We start from the raw sequence: 16,081 nt of genomic DNA on the forward strand, positions 1-16,081 counted from the left end.
TCGGATAACGCCCTTTGCCGGGAACCGGAATCGAACCGGCACGGCGTTTAAATGCCGAGGGATTTTAAGTCCCTTGTGTCTACCTATTCCACCATCCCGGCGTTTTGTGCGTGTTTTATAGCCTTTTTATTATATAGTAAACGCCATTATATTGTCAATCCGTTTTTTTTACACTATACTTTCTCCATGCATTTTTCAAGCGAAAACACGGGACCCGATGCGGATATTCCCGGCGGTGTACAAACGGTATCTCTGCCCGAAGCCGGCTGCCTTACCGCAGTCGGTCTTTCCGGAGGTGTCGATTCGGCTTGTACGGCCCTGATGCTTAAAGAAAGGGGCTGCCGCGTTATCGGCGTTACGATGTCGAGCTGGAACAATGACTTACCGCTTCCGCCTTCAAAAAACGGAGTGCGTATGTCATGCTACGGTTCCGATGAAAAGCTCGATATAGCTCAGTGTGCCGCATTTTGTAAAGAACACGGTATCGAATACCGCGTTATAGATGTACGTGAAGCTTATAAAACCTATGTGTTGGATTATTTTAAACGGGAATACCGTGCCGGCCGTACCCCGAACCCCTGTGTGCACTGCAACCGCCATGTAAAATTCGGCGCCCTGCTTGACGGAGTACGTGATGCAGGCATTGATTTCGATTATTTTTGTACGGGGCATTACGCTTCTCTTGTGCGGCCGAACCTTTCTCCGGCTGAATTATACCGCACTTTTGCGCTTGAAGAAGAAATCGCCCGTCCGGCCGTATGTGAGGCCTGTGAAAGCGGGGAAAGCGGGCACCCCCTTCTGATAAGTGCCGCAAAAGACCGCTATAAGGATCAAACATATTTTTTACACAGAATTCCTTCACGGGTTTTGGAAAGGGTACGCTTTCCTCTCAGCGGCTTTACAAAGCGGGAAATATTCGACTTTGCCCGAAGCCGTAAATTAGCCTCCGCCGCCCGCAGTGAAAGCCAGGATTTTATATCATCGGAATATTTCGACATCGTATTTGCGGATAAGGCATCGGTTCCCGGCGATATAGTCGACTTGGACGGAAAGCTTCTCGGCCGTCACCGCGGGATTGAGCATTATACGGTAGGGCAGAGGCGCGGCCTGGGGGTAAGTGCAAACCGGCCTCTTTACGTTCATTCGATAGATGTGCATAATAACCGTGTAATCCTTGCAGGCGGCGATGAGCTTTTATCGCAGGGTTTACAGGCGGATTCCTGGGTATGGGCGGGCGGCTGTGTGCCCTCTCATGCGTTTACGGCCGAGGTAAAGATTCGCCTTGCATCTCCTGCGGCCCGGGCGCGGATTGTGCCCCTGGGGGACGGAATTTTCAATATTTTTTTTGAAAAACCGCAAAGAGCTGTTGCCCCGGGGCAGTCCGCAGTAGTATATTTAAACCATATTATAGCAGGAGGCGGGATTATAACCCGATCACTATAGATGACAAAACGCATATATTTTGATTATAATGCAACCACACCTCTTTCCGAGGAAGTGCTTGCTTTTTATACCGACACATTAAAAGAATACGCAAACGCATCCAGTTTGCATGAAGACGGACGCCGTTCGGCCGAATTGATAAAAAAAGCGCGCTCACAGGTTGCTTCTTTAATTCATGCGCCCGATGCAGCCGATATTTTGTTTACTTCCGGAGGTTCGGAATCAAACAATACGGTTTTTAACACAATGATTGCCGCCGGCGAAAAGCGCAATAATAAGTTTATAGCGGTAAGTGCGATAGAACATCCCTGTGTGTTGGAATCGGCTAAAAAATTGCAAAACTGCGGATTTACGGTTGAATTTTTACCTGTGGATTGCGACGGTATTATTGACGATGCGGCGTATAGGGCCGCTTTGGAAAAAAAGCCTCTGCTTGTTTCGATTATGGCGGCCAATAACGAAATCGGTACGATTCAGGATATTCCGTTTCTGGCGGAGCGTGCTCACAAGGCGGGAGCTCTTTTTCATACCGATATGGTGCAGGCATGCGGAAAGATTCCCGTCGATGTTGCGGCATGGGATGTCGATTATGCAACGGTGTCGGCCCATAAAATTTACGGCCCCAAGGGTATAGGCGCTCTCTATGTAAAAAAAGGCGCTCCGATAGAGCCGCTTATTAGGGGCGGTCATCAGGAACACGGCCTTCGTGCGGGCACCTACAATGTACCTGCAATTGCCGCCTTCGGGTATGCCTCCGAGCTTGCATTACAAAATCTGAGCTCTTATGCGTCCCTAACCGGCGAATTGCGCAGGCTTTTACGCGACGGTCTTCTTGAGCGTATTCCCGATATAAAAATAAACGGTCATGCCGAGCGGGTACTGCCCAATACCCTGGATGTTTCCTTTCCCGGTGCGGAAGGCGAAGCTATTCTTTTGCATTTGGATTTACTGGGTTTTGCGGCCTCTACAGGTTCGGCATGCGCTTCAGGCAGTTTGGAACCCTCTCACGTCCTTATGGCAACAGGTATGGGAGCCGAACTTGCTCACGGTTCAATCCGTTTCAGTTTGGGAATGGGAAGTACAAAAGAGGATGTACAAGCCTTGTTGGATATGCTTCCTCCGGTTATAGACAAATTACGGAAAATGTCTACTTTAAGCGGGGCGGAAGCGGTAAGAGCTTAAAAAGTCCGGAAACCGGGGCCTGTGCCTCCTTTCCGGCATGGAGATACTTATGAACGATTGGCTTTATTCGGATATCGTAAAAGATCATTTTATGAATCCTAAAAACGTATTGATGGAAAACGAATCACAGTGGCCCTGTGACGGCCGGGGTATTGTCGGTAATATTCAGTGCGGCGACCAGATGCTTGTCTTGCTTCGCATAGAAAACGATGTTATTACCGATGTCAGGTGGAAAACATACGGATGCGCAAGCGCCATTGCTTCCACTTCGATTTTGTCGGAATCGGTAAAGGGTATGAACATAGCCGAAGCCTATAAACTGAGGCCCCAGGATATTGTGTCGAAGCTGGGGGGACTTCCGCCAAATAAAATCCACTGTTCGGTTTTGGGTGACAAAGCTTTGCGCGCGGCAATAGAAGATTATCTGCAAAAACAGGGCAGGCCTTCCATGAAGGGCGAAGAACATGTTGAAGTTATTTGCCGCTGTTTAAACGTTACCGACCGCGATTTGGAAGAAGCTTATAAGGCCGGAGACAGAAGCTGGGACGATTTACAGGCCCGTACCAAAATAGGAACGGCCTGCGGAAAGTGTAAAGAGCGTGCAATGGAAAAAATGCACGAGTTTTCGCACTTGTACGGAGATTAAACCGCTGTAGGCCGCCTGCCGATTCTAAAAAACGGACAGGGGGATGTGGGAAAGAGATTCCTGTCCCCCTATATCCGTTATTTTTATATCGATTGTGTTTTTTCCCTTTGACAATGCAACTTCTGCCAGGCGCAGCATGTTTTTTTCCGCATAAATAGAGTTAAAATCGTATTCCGCAGAACCTTGAATACGGATTTTTTCTTTATGCGTTTTAAGGGCATTGTAATCCGTTTTTTCCGTCAAGGTGCCGTTTACCGAGACTTCCGTCGTATAAGGCATGGTGCCGGATATAATTTCGGTGTACAGAACGTATGTGCCTGCGCCGAGGCCTATGCCGCCTGAAAGGGGAATCCGGCTACCCGTTTTTGAAACGGCCGTAACATTGCGTATTAAAAAACGTTTTACTTTGACGGGATTTTCCATTAAAATAAGCGGATTGATAGCCGCCTTGATATGAGTGTCTATAACCTGAAATTCCAAGCTTTGATTTTCTTTTTTCCATCCGGAAGAGCCGCTGACCCCTATAGATTCTCGGCTTGTTACGGCGCCCGCTCCGCTAAAGGCTTGCGCCGCGGTGATTTTTTCCAAACCGCCGTATACCGTAAAAATCCTGTTTTTATGTTCGACTATAAGGGCCGTTCCCAAGGTTGAGGGAAAAAGAGCCGTGTTTTCAAAATCGTTTTGTATCGTAATTAAAATACGTCCGCTGTCGGCCGTCGTTACTTCGGACGGATTCGTAAATATAAGCCCCCGGTTAAAAACGTCCGCCTGTTTTTGTGCAAAAAACAAGCCGACATTTTCCGCCGGCCGCGGCCAATCAAAGGCAAAAAGAGGGAAAAACGCCGTGAAAAGTGCATAACAAAGAAAGGCTTTGATTTCCGAACCGCACCGCGGCATCTTTTTCCGGCATGTATTCATCTCATTCCCCTTAATCGAAATAAAGCGTCATTTTTGAAATACGGTCATCCGCTCCGACATAGATGCATCCCCTGTCCGCATATAAAAAAGCACTGTTTGCCTGAAACGAAAAGGCTCCCTTATTATAGCGGCCTTCGCATAAAACCGTAACCGTATACCTGTGCGCATCTCTGCTTAATACAAAAAATATATCCTTAGCTCCGAACTCGCGTATATCCAAAATTTTGCCCTTAAAGGGGATAAAAAAAGATTTTTTATCGGCTAAACGCACGCTTGTTAAGCCCGATTTTCCGCTGAAAAAAACGTATTTGTTATCCGAAGAAAATCTTACCAGGGTTTGTTCAGCGGATTCTTCTTTCAAATAGTCATGATATATTATTTTAGCCTTACCGGCTTCAAGTTCCGCCGCAACGATACGCTGGGGGTTCAAACCCGATACGCAGGCGGCATAGACACCGTTTTGCGAAAGGGCTGCTCCGAAAATGACCTCCGTTTCACTTCCGCCGGGATAAAACCGCGCTTTGATTTTACCTTCGGTATCCATACACACAAGATTGCCGTCGGCAAAGCCCGCCGTACAGCCTGCCTCGCTTGCGGAAAAGGCGGTGAGGGGAGCATAGTATTCATAATCCCATTGCGTTTCGCCCCGCTCACCGTGCCGTGAAAACGAGGCTCCCCCCGGATGAAATACAAAGATGCCGTTTTGAGTAAAAAAGGGGAAGCCCGCACGCTCTATAATACCCTGTTCGGTATTGTCGGGAGCAAAAAACTTCGTATTTTCCGCATTTTTACCGTAAAGGGCCCAAAAATCGGCGGAAATGGAAGCGTTTTGTTCTACCGGAATCAGAGAAACAAGACTTCCCTCTTGCGTACAATAGCCCATCATGTTATTCATGCGAAACGGTATGAGCTTTTCGGTAAGGGGGCCCTCCATAACCGCATTTTCGTCTATTTTAATCGTCCATTCGGGTTTTATATCAAGCTTTTTTTCCGAAATTCGTACTGCCGAAAAAAGATATACGAGAATAAATACCGACAAAATCGGAAAAAGCGGAAAATTTTTATCATTTATTTTCATTTGAGAACCATGGTATAATAGGTGCGTAATCTAGTCAAGGGTTAAGATGATAAATTTTTCCCGATTGAAACGCATTGTAATACTTGACAAAAAAACGTAAACAATGCAAAATAATCATGCTATATCGCGTGTTTTTCACGGATGTTTATCACGTGTACTTGTCATAAGGAGTTTCCGGTGGATGATGATATTCTGACGATAGAAGAAGTTGCTAAGTATTTGCGGGTTTCGGAGCGTACCGTGTACGATTGGGCGCAAAAAGGAGAAATCCCTTCCGGAAAAATCGGTACCGTATGGCGTTTTAAAAAGTCGGATATTGAAAAATGGGTGAATGACAGACTTTCGTCCGGAAATAAAACCGTTTCTTCCGGAAACCGTATTCAAATCAGAAATATTTTATCACCCGACCGCATCATTTTTTTAAATCATTCCACAAAACACGATGCTTTGCTTGAATTGGCTAAAAATTTAAGCACGGCTCCGCAAATAAAGCACGGCGAAGAGCTGGCCGCCGAGATTTTAAAGCGTGAAGAATTGATGTCTACCGCTATCGGGCGCTCGATTGCGATTCCTCACGTACGCTTAACCTCGGTAACCGACCTTGTTATGTCGGTCGGTATCAGCAAGGTCGATATTATCGATTTTCAAACGATAGACGATGCTCCGGTGCGCCTTTTGTTTATGATTGCCGCAGCCTATAATCAGCACGCCTATTATTTGCAGGCGCTTTCGTTTTTCAGTTCAAAGCTTAAAAATGCCGATTTGCGTGCAGGCCTTTTGGCGGTAAAAACGCCGCAGGAAGCTTACGAACTGCTTATAAAAGAAGACTGACCTGGCGTGTAAAGGCGGCGTTCACCCGCTTGTTACCTTCCCAATCCCGCAATCCCGAACCACTTGGTGCTGTCGCTCATATCCTGCGGTACAAGGCCGAGGTCTACCTGTGCCGTGGTTTCGCCGAGTAAATAGTTTGTGCCGGCATGTTCAAGGCGGGCGCCCTTTCCTTCAATATCTATACCGAAAAAGGCGTGGCTGAAGTGCGGCGAAATAAAAAGCATAGTGTTGTAATTCATATGCGACATTAAAACCGCCAATAAGAGGGCACGGCTGTCGCAGTCCGAGCCGGTGCCTGTCAGGGTATCGATGAGGCTGGTAAAATCGCTTGAATTACGTCTTCTTTCATAGGGCAGGGTTTGTGTCCACGAAAGCAGTTTTTGTGCCAGAGCCCTGTCTTTATCGGCCGGTGTGCCCGTATTTTCGGCACGGACTTCGGCTTCCAAAACGTTATATATAGTAAAAGCCGCTTTTTCGAGGCGTTTGTAGGCGTCGCGGTAAATCATACGGTAATAGCGCTGCCATGCCTTTTCCTGCAAGGGGGTGTCTGCAAACAAGGTGAGGATATTGTATTCGCGTTCAATCAGGGCATTGTGCGCTTCACTGTCTGCTAAGTCAAACACAACCGGAATTTCGGCGGTACCGATTGTAAGATTTGCGTGCCGCGGGCCTTGTTTCGGATACGCAAAGCTTGTCATAATGCCGCTTGTGTTCGGGTTTGAGCTTTGCGGCGAAAACGAATCCAGTGCCGAAACGATAAGGCTTTGTGCCTGCGCAAAATGCGTTTCGGGGGCATAGCCCGATATCAGGGTAATGCCTTTTTCTTCGTCATGGGGAATGCAGGCGGCCCAGCCCTTGCGGACTCCCGTTTTTGTCGGCATATCGAAAAGTGCAATCGTACAGGTTCTGCCGCGCCAGATAATATCTTCGGCTTCGCCTGCGGCTTTAAGTTTTTTAAGAACATCCTTCATTTTTTCGCCGCTCGCTGCCGCTTCGGGCCAGGAGCGGATAATCAGCGTAACCGGCAGTACATCGTGTTCAAATTGATAGCTTGTTTCGGCCTGCTTATAGGTGAGCCTGAAAGCTTCGGGAAAGTCGACCGAATAGCCCCATGCGGGGGAATGCATTTGTTCGGCATAGAGCGCGGGTTTTGCCGCACACAATAGCAGAAGGCAGACGGCATAAAAGCGGACAATCTTTGTACACCGGGGGGAGGGGGAGCTTCGGTGTATGTGCATGTAGTTCATAGCCTGATTATAGGCAAAAAAAGATGAAAAAACAACACCGCTTCGCAGATGAGGCCTTATTGCACAAGAGGCACGGACGTGTTAAACTGTAGCATATCTCCAAAAACAAGGAACTGTTATGATAAAAAAAATATCTTTTATATTCGGTACGGTGCTTGTAATTGCCGTTTTACTGACTCTGACTGCCTGTCAAACGGTACCGACAAGTGTTCCCGAAGGTATCAGCGAAGCCGAATTATTGCAGCTCGGCCAGGCAGCCCTTGATAACAGCAATTACAAGGCCGCCGAATTCTATTATGGCAAGGTGATTGAACTGTACGGTTCCAATATAAGTTCGGTTGTTGCGGCAGAATATGAGCTTGCCCATATTAAAATAAAGCGTAAGAATTTTTCCGCAGCAAAACCCGCATTGGAACGCATTTTAGCCTATTACGACGATCCTCAAACGGCTATGGTTTTACCGCCGGCATATAAAAAACTTGTACGTATCGATTTGGCAAAATGCGAACCCAAATCCGAAAAATCAAAGACAAAAAAGAAAAAACAGCCGTAATACACGGACTGCCGCATGTGCAGCCGCCCCGTATTTGGACGGATTTTACCGCTTCTATCTGCTTCCGGCCCTGCCGTCGGGAATAATAATGCAGTCTATCGTGATATTTTTTTTACGCGCCGTTTCTTCGACACGCTTTTTCGATATGCCCCGCCTCCCTCGCGGGGAAGGGTGGGGTTCTGCATCTCCTATTAAGATAATTTTTCTTTGAGCGGCGGGATTCCACTGATAGAATTCCAAGGATGCATAGAGGGCTTCATACACGGCTTCGGGCGTATCGCCTCCTATGAGTGAATTGCGCGGAATATGCATGTCGTTTAATTTTTTAAAAAACACGGCGCTTTCCTGCGTAAAGTCGTTAAATTGGACGGGAAGACCTCGGAAACGGAAATTGTCGGTATAGTCGCGGTAAAATAAAAGGCCGAGGCGGACGGGCGCCCTGTCTTGAAGCTCCGACGTCAGGGCGGGTACCAATTCTTTTTGCAGTTTTTCTATATCGTCCCACATACTGCCGGTTGCATCTATCGCAAATACCAGGTCGCAAGCCCTTCCTTTATCGAGCTTGCGTACGGATTGCAGTACGTCTTCCACAATACTTGAAGGTCCCCGCGAATAGGTCAGTATACCGCTTGCAATGTCCGTAAAAGCTGCGGCAGCATGGGGGCTGTATTCGTCGGTCAGTATTTCAGGCTCTTTTTCTTCTTCCGGTTTTTCAGGGAGGGGCTCTTCGGCTTCGGTAGTTTCGGGCGGCCTTTCCGTTACCGGTTTTACAGGACTTTTAAAGTCGAACATAAAGGGGTTGTCGGCATAGGCGCCGCTGTAATCGCCGTAGGGTTTTTCAAAGGTACGTATATTGATAAAGGTTCCGCGCTTTACTTCGACTTTACCGTTTCGTGCCCAGGGGTATCCGTATACGAGTTTTTTCGGAATATACAGATGAAAAGCCGAAACGAATTGTCCATCGGCTTCGGGGGTGGAATCGATGATGCCGTATTTTGCAAATTCGGACGTTAAAAAGGCGCCGTTTAAAATCCGTTTTTCGTTCCCGTTTACCGCATTGAATGTTTCGGCGCGGTAAGCGTAACTGTCGGCTTTTCCTTCCGGATCCTTTGTAGTCTCCGTTAAAAGAACCGATGCAATGCCTTCTTTTTGTTTTATGTATAAGTGCCAGCCGTCTTCACTGCGTTCCAAACGCATATCCGGGCTTCGAATCTTGAGTGGCTCGTGTCCGCCGGGACTTTGTGAAAAGACGCCGTAAAAAGAGGCGCAAAAAAAAAGTATTGCAATGGAAATTCCGTAGGGCCGCATACTTTATTATCGGTAAAAAAGAGCGGGATATGCATATCGGAACGGGATTTTTTTTTTAATCTGTGATATACTTAGATTTAAGGTGACTGTTGAACTACATAACTCCGTACAGGACGGATTTACCCGGGTTCCTCTTGAGGAGTTTTTTGATGAAGATGAAATATCCCGGACAGAAGAGGCTTCCACAAATATTATTGTTCTTACATCGGCCGAACAGGATTTGGTTAATTCGGTCTTTGAACGTTTAAGAACCGTATCTCCTGAAACCCTTGTCGTATTGGCGGACAGACTGGCGGATCTTGAAAAATTAACCGTCAATATAGCCCACTTTCCGTCTTTAAGGCAAAGTCAGGACCACGGTACGGAAGTGCGCAATATGCATACCCTTGTGGATGCCCTGCTTGTGCGCCGTGAAGGAGACCGCTCCCTTCATTTACCGTCAAAAGCCGTTTTGGGGCGCGGATTTTCCGTTGCGAAATTCCACACTTTTTCGGCTATGGAAAAAATAGCCGCCGCTTCGGATTTTCCCGAATCGATTTTAAAGCGTTTGCGCCGCTGCTGCCTGGATCTTTTGTTCACGATTATGGCCGAAGACGTGTATTTAAATCTTTTGGACAACGATACGATAGGTATAGATATAAGGCAGGATATTGCATACGAGCTTATTATGCTGTGGGAACACCGCAGCGACGAAACGGTTATCAAAATGGCCCCCGTTTTGGATGCGGTGTGGAATGCGCGGCGGGGTCTTACTCCGGCCTTCGGGACAATGGTCGGCACCAGCGAGCTTTTGCTTTTAACCATGGCTATGGACGACCAATGGTGTCATTTTATTTCATCGCGTATGGGCAATGAAGATGCGGCTATGGCAATGGAAGAGTTCTTATTCGGGATTTCATGGGAAGAAATTCAAAAGGTAAAGAAAAATATCAGTGAAAAAAAAGTGAGCGCCGTAGACGGCAAAGAAGCGGCCCATATTTTGGGGCGTCCCTACGATGCTTTTAAGCCCAAAACCGACGAGTTTGAACCGCGCGATTTTTATCTTTTGTATTCGGTGCGCCGCGATAATGCACGTGCCCGTTTGCGCCTCAGTTTGCCCGGCCCCCACTACACACTCGAAGACCATTATATGCGTTTTATTCTTGAGACGAACAAGGAGAGGCGGTTTGAAGAAGAGTGAGCCGGAAAAAAAAGTTCCCTACCGTTTCGGTGAAAAATTGCGTTCGGTCAGAGAACGCAAGGGCTATACGCTGAAAACGGTTGCAACACGGGCAGGGGTCAGCGAAAGCCTTGTTTCCCAAATAGAGCGCAATAAGGTGTCGCCCGCCATAGATACCCTTTTGGCGCTTGCCGACGTGCTTGATATAAATATCGAGTTTTTGTTTGACGAGTTCAGACATAACCGCCCGGTAAAGATTATACGAGGCGCAGAGCGCCGCATTGTTGAAGAAGATGCCGTGCGTTATGAAGAACTTGCAAAGCCTGCGGAAAAAGACGGTAATCACTCCATCGAATCCTATATGATTATGATTCCTCCCGGTGAACACACAAGGCGCGGCTCATACGGTCACTTGGGCTGTGAAATGGGATTTATTATCGAGGGTACTGCCGGTTTTAAATACGAATCGCAAAATTATACGCTGGAAGCGGGCGACAGTATTTCTTTTTCCGCTTCGGCCCCGCATACCCTGTCCAATATCGGAACGGGCATATTAAAAGCCTTGTGGGTGGTAAGCCCCTCCCAGCGCTTCAGCTGATTTATTCGGAAAGGGGACAGCTGCATTCGGTTTTTTGTGCGTTCAAATTCCGGGGGCGTATACACTTATTCATATATACTTTTGCATTTGCGGGTACGGACTCGGTGATAAAGGCGTTTCCCCCGATAACCGAATTTGCCCCTATGATTGTACCGCCGCCGAGTATTGTAGCTCCTGCATAGATGGTTACGTTGTCTTCAACCTTGGGGTGGCGTCTTACATTTTTAAGCTGTTGACCTCCGCGCGTGGAAAGAGCTCCGAGCGTTACCCCCTGATAAATCTTTACGCCCCTTCCTATAACCGCGGTTTCTCCGATAACGATACCCGTTCCGTGGTCTATGCAAAAGTATTCTCCTATATCGGCTCCCGGATTTATATCTATACCCGTTTTTCCGTGGGCGTATTCGCTCATAAAGCGGGGAATATAGGGAACGCCGGCTTTGTATAGTTTGTTTGCGAGGCGGTGTATGTAAATAGCGAAAAAACCCGGATAGGTTAAAATAACTTCGTCGATGCTGTAAGCTGCAGGGTCTCCGTCAAAGGCGGCTTGGGCGTCGAGCATAAGTTTTTGGCGTATATTTTCAAGGGAGCCGCAAAAATCTTCACATATTTTTTCGGTTTCCCGGCCTCTGCCGCAGCTTTCCAGAGCAATGCGAAGCTGCTTTTTCATCATTTTTTTTAAGCGCTTTTCCGACATTTTGTACTTCGGAAAATGACGGGGAAATAAAAGTCCCTGTAAGTCTTTAAGGATACGTACTATAACCTTTTTATCGGGAAACACTGTAACACCTCACCAACACATAATTTAAGACCGACACAATGTAGCACGAATACTAGGTCTCAAACAAGAGCGATGACAGATATTTTGTGCCGCTGTCGGGCAAAAGCACCGTAATAATTTTATCCGTGTTTTCTTCTTTTCGGGCAAGTTCAACGGCTGCATAGAGGGCCGCTCCCGAAGAAATACCCGCTAAAATTCCTTCGGTTTTTGCAAGAAGGCGCGTACAGCCTGCCGCGTCTTCATCGCTTACGGGAATAACTCCGTCGTAAGAACCTTTCTCGAGGTTTTCGGGAATAAATCCCGCCCCGATACCCTGAATACCGTGCTTTCCCTTCGGGGCTCCCGAAATAACCGCGGAGGAAGCCGGTTCAACAGCGTATACTTTTACGGAAGCTTTTTTTTCTTTGAGAAAGCGTCCCGTTCCGCTTAAGGTTCCTCCGGTCCCCACTCCCGCAACAAAGATATCGACCCTACCCTCCGTATCGCGCCAAATTTCGGGGCCGGTTGTTTTGTAATGGGCTTTCGGATTTGCAGGATTGTCAAATTGGGAAGGCATAAAAGAGCCGGGGTTTTCTTTGAGCAGCTTTTCCGCTTCGGTAATGGCTCCCGACATACCCGATGCGGCATCGGTGAGCACAAGGTTTGCCCCGTAGGCTTTTAAAAGCTGACGGCGCTCGAGGCTCATACTTTCGGGCATGGTTAAAATCAGCTTATAGCCCCTTAATGCGGCAAAGGCTGCAAGAGCTATACCCGTGTTGCCGCTGGTAGGCTCTATGATAAGGCTGCCCGGTTTTAAAGCACCTGATTGCTCGGCTTCGTCGAGCATATAGAGGGCGGCGCGGTCTTTTACGCTTCCGCTCGGATTCAGGTATTCGAGTTTTGCATAAATCGGTGCGTAAAGGCCGCAGTGTGCACCTATACGCTGTAATTCCACCAGGGGCGTATTGCCCGTTACGGAAGCTATGCTTTTATGAATGTTCATATGTTCTCCTATTGTGCGGTTTCCCGTGTTTCGGTTCTTGTTTCAGCCAATATAACTTCGACCGCTTTAAACCCCATGGCGGAAAGCAGACGGCGTACTATCAGTACCGATTGGAGTTCGGCATCCTGTATTAAACCTTGAACGACAAAGTTTTGTTCGATTTTATTTTTAGCTCTGTTTATTTCTTCAAATATTTCGCGCGACGAAATGGGTGCAAAAATATTTTTATATTCGTCGAATACTTCCATGGACGAAATATCGTTACCCAAAATCCTTACGGGAGGAAGCTGCACCCTTACCGATGTACGGTCGGCACTGACCGTAAAGGATGCTCCGGAAAAGTCTTCAATACCGGCGCGGATTGTTCCCGAATAACGTATAATGGCGTAGCTTTTTGCCAAGCCCAGGGCTTCGCTTTTTTTTAGGCTGACAATATCGCTGTAAACGGCTTTTACGGCCGTAAGTTCGGCGCAACGGATGAGCTGGCTCGACACCATTGCCGACAAGGCGTTAAAGCGCCGGGTATTGTATTCCTTCCATGCATACAAAAAGGCGGCTGTGAGGGCTGCCGCGCATACCAAAATAATACAAAGCTTTATTACCAACGAGCGTACAAAGCGTCCGGCTTTTTTTTGTAAACGCGGCATAATTTCCTCCATACCGGATTTCCGGTAACTCTATCCTATACAATGAGGGCTTTGTTTTGCAAGAGGGAAATCCGCAAAGCAGGTAAAGAGCGCAAAGTTCCGGAGGCTTGAAACCTTGTTCTTTATAAATTCTTTTGCGTTTCCTTATTTCCTTGCGGTTAATGAAAAATGTACATTTTTTTTCACATTTTTCCCGGAAGCTTTGTTTTTTTTAGGAGAATTGTGTTACAATGTTTAAAGAGCGGACATCCTGTCCGCTCTTTAATCCGAGTTTTACGCTCCGCGTAAAACTCATTACCTATAGCTTTCGCATACATCCGTGTATGCGCCGGAAAGCGTATGGGAAAAGGTGAACTGCGAGGATTTATGAACGGCAAAATAAACCGCTTAAACAGTACAATAAAGGGTTCTCAAAAAAGTTTAGAAAAGTCGGCAAAACTACTTGACACGGTACCGCATCCTCGCGCAAAATTCACAGCTTCACAGCTTCACAGCTTCACAGCTTCACAGCTTCACAGCTTCACAGCTTCACAGCTTCACAGCTTCACAGCTTCACAGCTTCACAGCTTCACAGCTGAGGGCTAGCTGTGCCCAAATACATTTTCACTCACACACACAATGTTTCTCATCCCATAACAGGCACATAAGAGGCGAGCGAAAGAATTGTACCCTTGTACAATCCGTATCACCCTCTTTTTTTATACACAAACCCCCGTAATCGGTTTAAAAACCGCACGTCCTGTGCGGTTTTTAAACCGAGTTTTGCTTGCGCAAAACTCATTACTAACGGCTTTTCTGCACATCCGTGTGCAGGATTTAAAACAGGATGTTTTATGTGCGGCATTCGGCACGTCCTGTTCGGTTTTGAACTCGGGTTTTGGGCTTTGCCCAAAACTCATTATCTATAGCTTTTCTGCACGTCCGTGTGCAGATAAGAATTATGAATTATTTATTAAGGAGAAAAACAATGAAAAACACAAAACAAAGAACTACATTTTTAGGAAATCGGGCGGCAGTCCTCACACTTGCCGCATCGTTAGTGATTATGGGGCTCTTTACCGCCTGCCCCAACGCCGCAGGAGGCGGCGGAACGGGCGGGGGCACAACACCTGTTACCAAGTACAAGGTAACGCTTGAGCCCGCCTCAGACGGCACCGTAACGGTAAACCCCGCCCTTCCTTCTGACGGCATGGTAGCGGAAAACACGGAAATCACCTTTACCGCTTCCCCGCATGCAGGTTACAAGCTTCAAAAATGGGAACTGAACGGGCAGGCGGTAAACGGCACCGCTCCTACCTACAAGCTAAAAGTTACACAAAATGCACAGGTAAAGGTTTCCTTTGAACTGCTTTCGGGCACTCCTTCAGTCTACCTTGCAGGCTCTATAACAACAGGCGGAAATCCGAAGCCCCATTATTGGAAAAACGGCACCAAGCACGAACTGCCTATGGACTCGGAAGTGACTAGAGGATATGCATATTCCGTTACCCTTAAAGACGGAAAAGCCTACAGTGCAGGGTATCAACAACCCTCCGGAGTATCAACCGCCATTGTATGGGAAGGAAACACCCCGTACTGGAAAAGCCCCGAAGGCTGGACCTACGCACATGCAATTTTAACCGAAGGCGCTTCCCTCTACATAGCGGGATGTCTGAAAAAAGACGGAGCGAGGGAAGCCTCCCTTGCCGACATAACGGACAAAAACGCGGTGCGCATCGCTCATCTGCGTACAAGAGAGGGAACGGAGAATGATTCGGAGGTCTTCGGCTTGTGCTCCTCGCCTTCCGCCTTGTATGCCGTAGGAACAATAGACAACAGCGACTCCTCCCAAACAAAAGGTGCCTTATGGACAATAAACAAAGCTCTTGACGAAGCCTCGCGCACCGAAACGGAACTGGCTACGGGAAGCTCTGTACATCCCAAGGCGGTATGCTTTTTGGACAGCGCAGTCTACGCTGCAGGACGGAATGCGGCAGGCAATGCTGCGGTATGGAAGGTTACGGGCACGGGCACAAGTGCAGCGAAAACGGAAACGGAACTTGGAATCGGCAGCTCCGACGCAAACGCCGCCTGCACAAAAGACGCTCTTGTCTTTATAGGCGGGAAAAACAGCGGCAACCCCTGTATTTGGAAGGGAACGGACAGCTCCTTTACAGCCATACAGTTAAGCACCGAGCGCGGCACGGTGAATGCCCTCTACGCTTTCGGAAACGACATCTATGCGGCAGGTTATATTCAAGAAAGCGGTGTTTATAAAGCCGCCTATTGGAAGTTCACTTCCGCCATTTCTTCTGCCTCCGACGCCGACATAACCGTCCTTCCCGACGCCGACAGCGAAGCATACGGTATTGTTGTAACGATGGAGTAGGTTTAAAAACCGCACGTCCTGTGCGGTTTTTAACTTGAGTTTTGGGCTTTGCCCAAAACTCATTACTTGCAGTTTTCCCGAACGTCCTGTTCGGGACTTGAAACATGATGTTTTATGTGCGGCTTTCGGCGCGTCCTGTGCGGTTTTGAACTCCGGTTTTGAGCAAAGCCCGAAACTCATTACTTGCAGCTTTTCCGTACCTCCGTGTACGGGAGGCATAAATGGCGGCGTCCCAACGTATCTGCTTTTTGATATTACGAAGCTGTACAGGAATGTATAAATAATGATATACTTAAGGAGTACTTGGAGCGAAAATCGCTTAGCTTACAGTTTAGCTTGC

16 protein-coding genes and 1 tRNA gene are annotated in these 16,081 nt (G+C 47.6%); 9 read left to right on the top strand and 8 right to left on the bottom strand.

All coding sequences use genetic code 11. The annotated features are described in order from the left end of the window. Positions 1-15: 15 nt before the first annotated feature. Positions 16-101 (bottom strand) — tRNA-Leu (locus tag V1L52_RS03630). 85 nt (positions 102-186) lie between these two features. Between V1L52_RS03630 and V1L52_RS03635 the strand changes: the two genes are divergently transcribed. Genes V1L52_RS03635 through V1L52_RS03645 form a run of 3 tightly spaced genes read left to right on the top strand, consistent with a single transcriptional unit; the run spans position 187 to position 3,271 of the window. Beyond that, a complete protein-coding gene (locus tag V1L52_RS03635; RefSeq protein WP_428770945.1) occupies positions 187-1,443 on the top strand; it encodes an MnmA/TRMU family protein in 1,257 nt (418 codons plus the stop codon). Continuing rightward, positions 1,444-2,625: a cysteine desulfurase family protein gene (locus V1L52_RS03640; protein ID WP_428770946.1), complete on the top strand. Its 1,182-nt coding sequence runs from the start codon at positions 1,444-1,446 to the stop codon at positions 2,623-2,625. Positions 2,626-2,674: 49 nt separating this feature from the next. Beyond that, the gene (locus tag V1L52_RS03645; RefSeq protein WP_428770947.1) at positions 2,675-3,271 is read left to right on the top strand and encodes an iron-sulfur cluster assembly scaffold protein; all 597 of its coding nucleotides are present in this window, start codon (positions 2,675-2,677) and stop codon (positions 3,269-3,271) included. Positions 3,272-3,295: 24 nt separating this feature from the next. Here V1L52_RS03645 and V1L52_RS03650 read toward each other — a convergent pair whose 3' ends face one another. Together V1L52_RS03650 and V1L52_RS03655 are read right to left on the bottom strand one after the other, a co-directional pair. Next, entirely contained in the window at positions 3,296-4,189 is an 894-nt protein-coding gene (locus V1L52_RS03650) for a hypothetical protein (RefSeq protein WP_428770948.1), read from the bottom strand. A gap of 10 nt (positions 4,190-4,199) precedes the next feature. Then, on the bottom strand, positions 4,200-5,267 hold the full coding sequence (locus tag V1L52_RS03655) for a hypothetical protein (RefSeq protein ID WP_428770949.1): 1,068 nt from the start codon (positions 5,265-5,267) through the stop codon (positions 4,200-4,202). Between the two features lie 177 nt (positions 5,268-5,444). On the opposite strand from V1L52_RS03655, the gene V1L52_RS03660 reads away from it, so the two are divergent. Beyond that, positions 5,445-6,098, top strand: a complete 654-nt coding sequence (locus tag V1L52_RS03660) for a PTS sugar transporter subunit IIA (protein ID WP_428770950.1) — start codon at positions 5,445-5,447, stop codon at positions 6,096-6,098. A gap of 32 nt (positions 6,099-6,130) precedes the next feature. Here V1L52_RS03660 and V1L52_RS03665 read toward each other — a convergent pair whose 3' ends face one another. Further along, a complete protein-coding gene (locus tag V1L52_RS03665; RefSeq protein WP_428770951.1) occupies positions 6,131-7,345 on the bottom strand; it encodes a hypothetical protein in 1,215 nt (404 codons plus the stop codon). Between the two features lie 118 nt (positions 7,346-7,463). Between V1L52_RS03665 and V1L52_RS03670 the strand changes: the two genes are divergently transcribed. Next, positions 7,464-7,898 carry a hypothetical protein gene (locus tag V1L52_RS03670; protein ID WP_428770952.1) on the top strand — a complete coding sequence of 145 codons (435 nt, stop codon included), beginning with the start codon at positions 7,464-7,466 and terminating at the stop codon, positions 7,896-7,898. A gap of 54 nt (positions 7,899-7,952) precedes the next feature. On the opposite strand, the gene V1L52_RS03675 is transcribed toward V1L52_RS03670, so the two are convergent. Next, a complete protein-coding gene (locus V1L52_RS03675) occupies positions 7,953-9,206 on the bottom strand; it encodes a vWA domain-containing protein (protein ID WP_428770953.1) in 1,254 nt (417 codons plus the stop codon). A gap of 82 nt (positions 9,207-9,288) precedes the next feature. Between V1L52_RS03675 and V1L52_RS03680 the strand changes: the two genes are divergently transcribed. Together V1L52_RS03680 and V1L52_RS03685 are read left to right on the top strand one after the other, a co-directional pair. After that, positions 9,289-10,386, top strand: a complete 1,098-nt coding sequence (locus V1L52_RS03680; protein WP_428770954.1) for a hypothetical protein — start codon at positions 9,289-9,291, stop codon at positions 10,384-10,386. Then, a complete protein-coding gene (locus tag V1L52_RS03685; protein WP_428770955.1) occupies positions 10,373-10,963 on the top strand; it encodes a helix-turn-helix domain-containing protein in 591 nt (196 codons plus the stop codon). Before V1L52_RS03680 ends, V1L52_RS03685 begins: the two co-directional genes overlap by 14 nt. Before the next feature lies 1 nt (position 10,964). On the opposite strand, the gene V1L52_RS03690 is transcribed toward V1L52_RS03685, so the two are convergent. From V1L52_RS03690 to V1L52_RS03700, 3 genes are read right to left on the bottom strand one after another with little or no spacing between them, the layout of a single operon-like run. Beyond that, complete coding sequence (locus V1L52_RS03690; protein ID WP_428770956.1) at positions 10,965-11,744, bottom strand: serine O-acetyltransferase; 780 nt, start codon at positions 11,742-11,744, stop codon at positions 10,965-10,967. 52 nt (positions 11,745-11,796) lie between these two features. Further along, entirely contained in the window at positions 11,797-12,726 is a 930-nt protein-coding gene (gene cysK / locus V1L52_RS03695) for a cysteine synthase A (RefSeq protein WP_428770957.1), read from the bottom strand. Positions 12,727-12,734: 8 nt separating this feature from the next. Further along, the gene (locus tag V1L52_RS03700) at positions 12,735-13,373 is read right to left on the bottom strand and encodes a DUF4230 domain-containing protein (RefSeq protein ID WP_428770958.1); all 639 of its coding nucleotides are present in this window, start codon (positions 13,371-13,373) and stop codon (positions 12,735-12,737) included. Positions 13,374-13,712: 339 nt separating this feature from the next. On the opposite strand from V1L52_RS03700, the gene V1L52_RS03705 reads away from it, so the two are divergent. After that, complete coding sequence (locus V1L52_RS03705; RefSeq protein ID WP_428770959.1) at positions 13,713-13,958, top strand: hypothetical protein; 246 nt, start codon at positions 13,713-13,715, stop codon at positions 13,956-13,958. A gap of 382 nt (positions 13,959-14,340) precedes the next feature. Beyond that, positions 14,341-15,741 (top strand): InlB B-repeat-containing protein, encoded by a 1,401-nt coding sequence (locus tag V1L52_RS03710; RefSeq protein WP_428770960.1) that lies wholly within the window; start codon positions 14,341-14,343, stop codon positions 15,739-15,741. The last annotated feature ends 340 nt before the right edge of the window (positions 15,742-16,081 follow it).

Origin of the sequence: Treponema sp. HNW (assembly GCF_050320395.1) — a bacterium.
Classification (GTDB): Bacteria; Spirochaetota; Spirochaetia; order Treponematales; family Treponemataceae; genus Treponema_C.

Bases quoted from the DNA above. Each gene is read 5' to 3' on its own strand.
- V1L52_RS03665 (WP_428770951.1), bottom strand. From the start codon at position 7,345: ATGAACTACATGCACATACACCGAAGCTCCCCCTCCCCCCGGTGTACA.
- V1L52_RS03700 (WP_428770958.1), bottom strand. From the start codon at position 13,373: ATGCCGCGTTTACAAAAAAAAGCCGGACGCTTTGTACGCTCGTTGGTA.
- V1L52_RS03655 (WP_428770949.1), bottom strand. From the start codon at position 5,267: ATGAAAATAAATGATAAAAATTTTCCGCTTTTTCCGATTTTGTCGGTA.
- V1L52_RS03710 (WP_428770960.1), top strand. From the start codon at position 14,341: ATGAAAAACACAAAACAAAGAACTACATTTTTAGGAAATCGGGCGGCA.
- V1L52_RS03670 (WP_428770952.1), top strand. From the start codon at position 7,464: ATGATAAAAAAAATATCTTTTATATTCGGTACGGTGCTTGTAATTGCC.
- V1L52_RS03640 (WP_428770946.1), top strand. From the start codon at position 1,444: ATGACAAAACGCATATATTTTGATTATAATGCAACCACACCTCTTTCC.
- V1L52_RS03705 (WP_428770959.1), top strand. From the start codon at position 13,713: ATGGGAAAAGGTGAACTGCGAGGATTTATGAACGGCAAAATAAACCGC.
- V1L52_RS03650 (WP_428770948.1), bottom strand. From the start codon at position 4,189: ATGAATACATGCCGGAAAAAGATGCCGCGGTGCGGTTCGGAAATCAAA.
- V1L52_RS03645 (WP_428770947.1), top strand. From the start codon at position 2,675: ATGAACGATTGGCTTTATTCGGATATCGTAAAAGATCATTTTATGAAT.
- cysK (WP_428770957.1), bottom strand. From the start codon at position 12,726: ATGAACATTCATAAAAGCATAGCTTCCGTAACGGGCAATACGCCCCTG.
- V1L52_RS03635 (WP_428770945.1), top strand. From the start codon at position 187: ATGCATTTTTCAAGCGAAAACACGGGACCCGATGCGGATATTCCCGGC.
- V1L52_RS03675 (WP_428770953.1), bottom strand. From the start codon at position 9,206: ATGCGGCCCTACGGAATTTCCATTGCAATACTTTTTTTTTGCGCCTCT.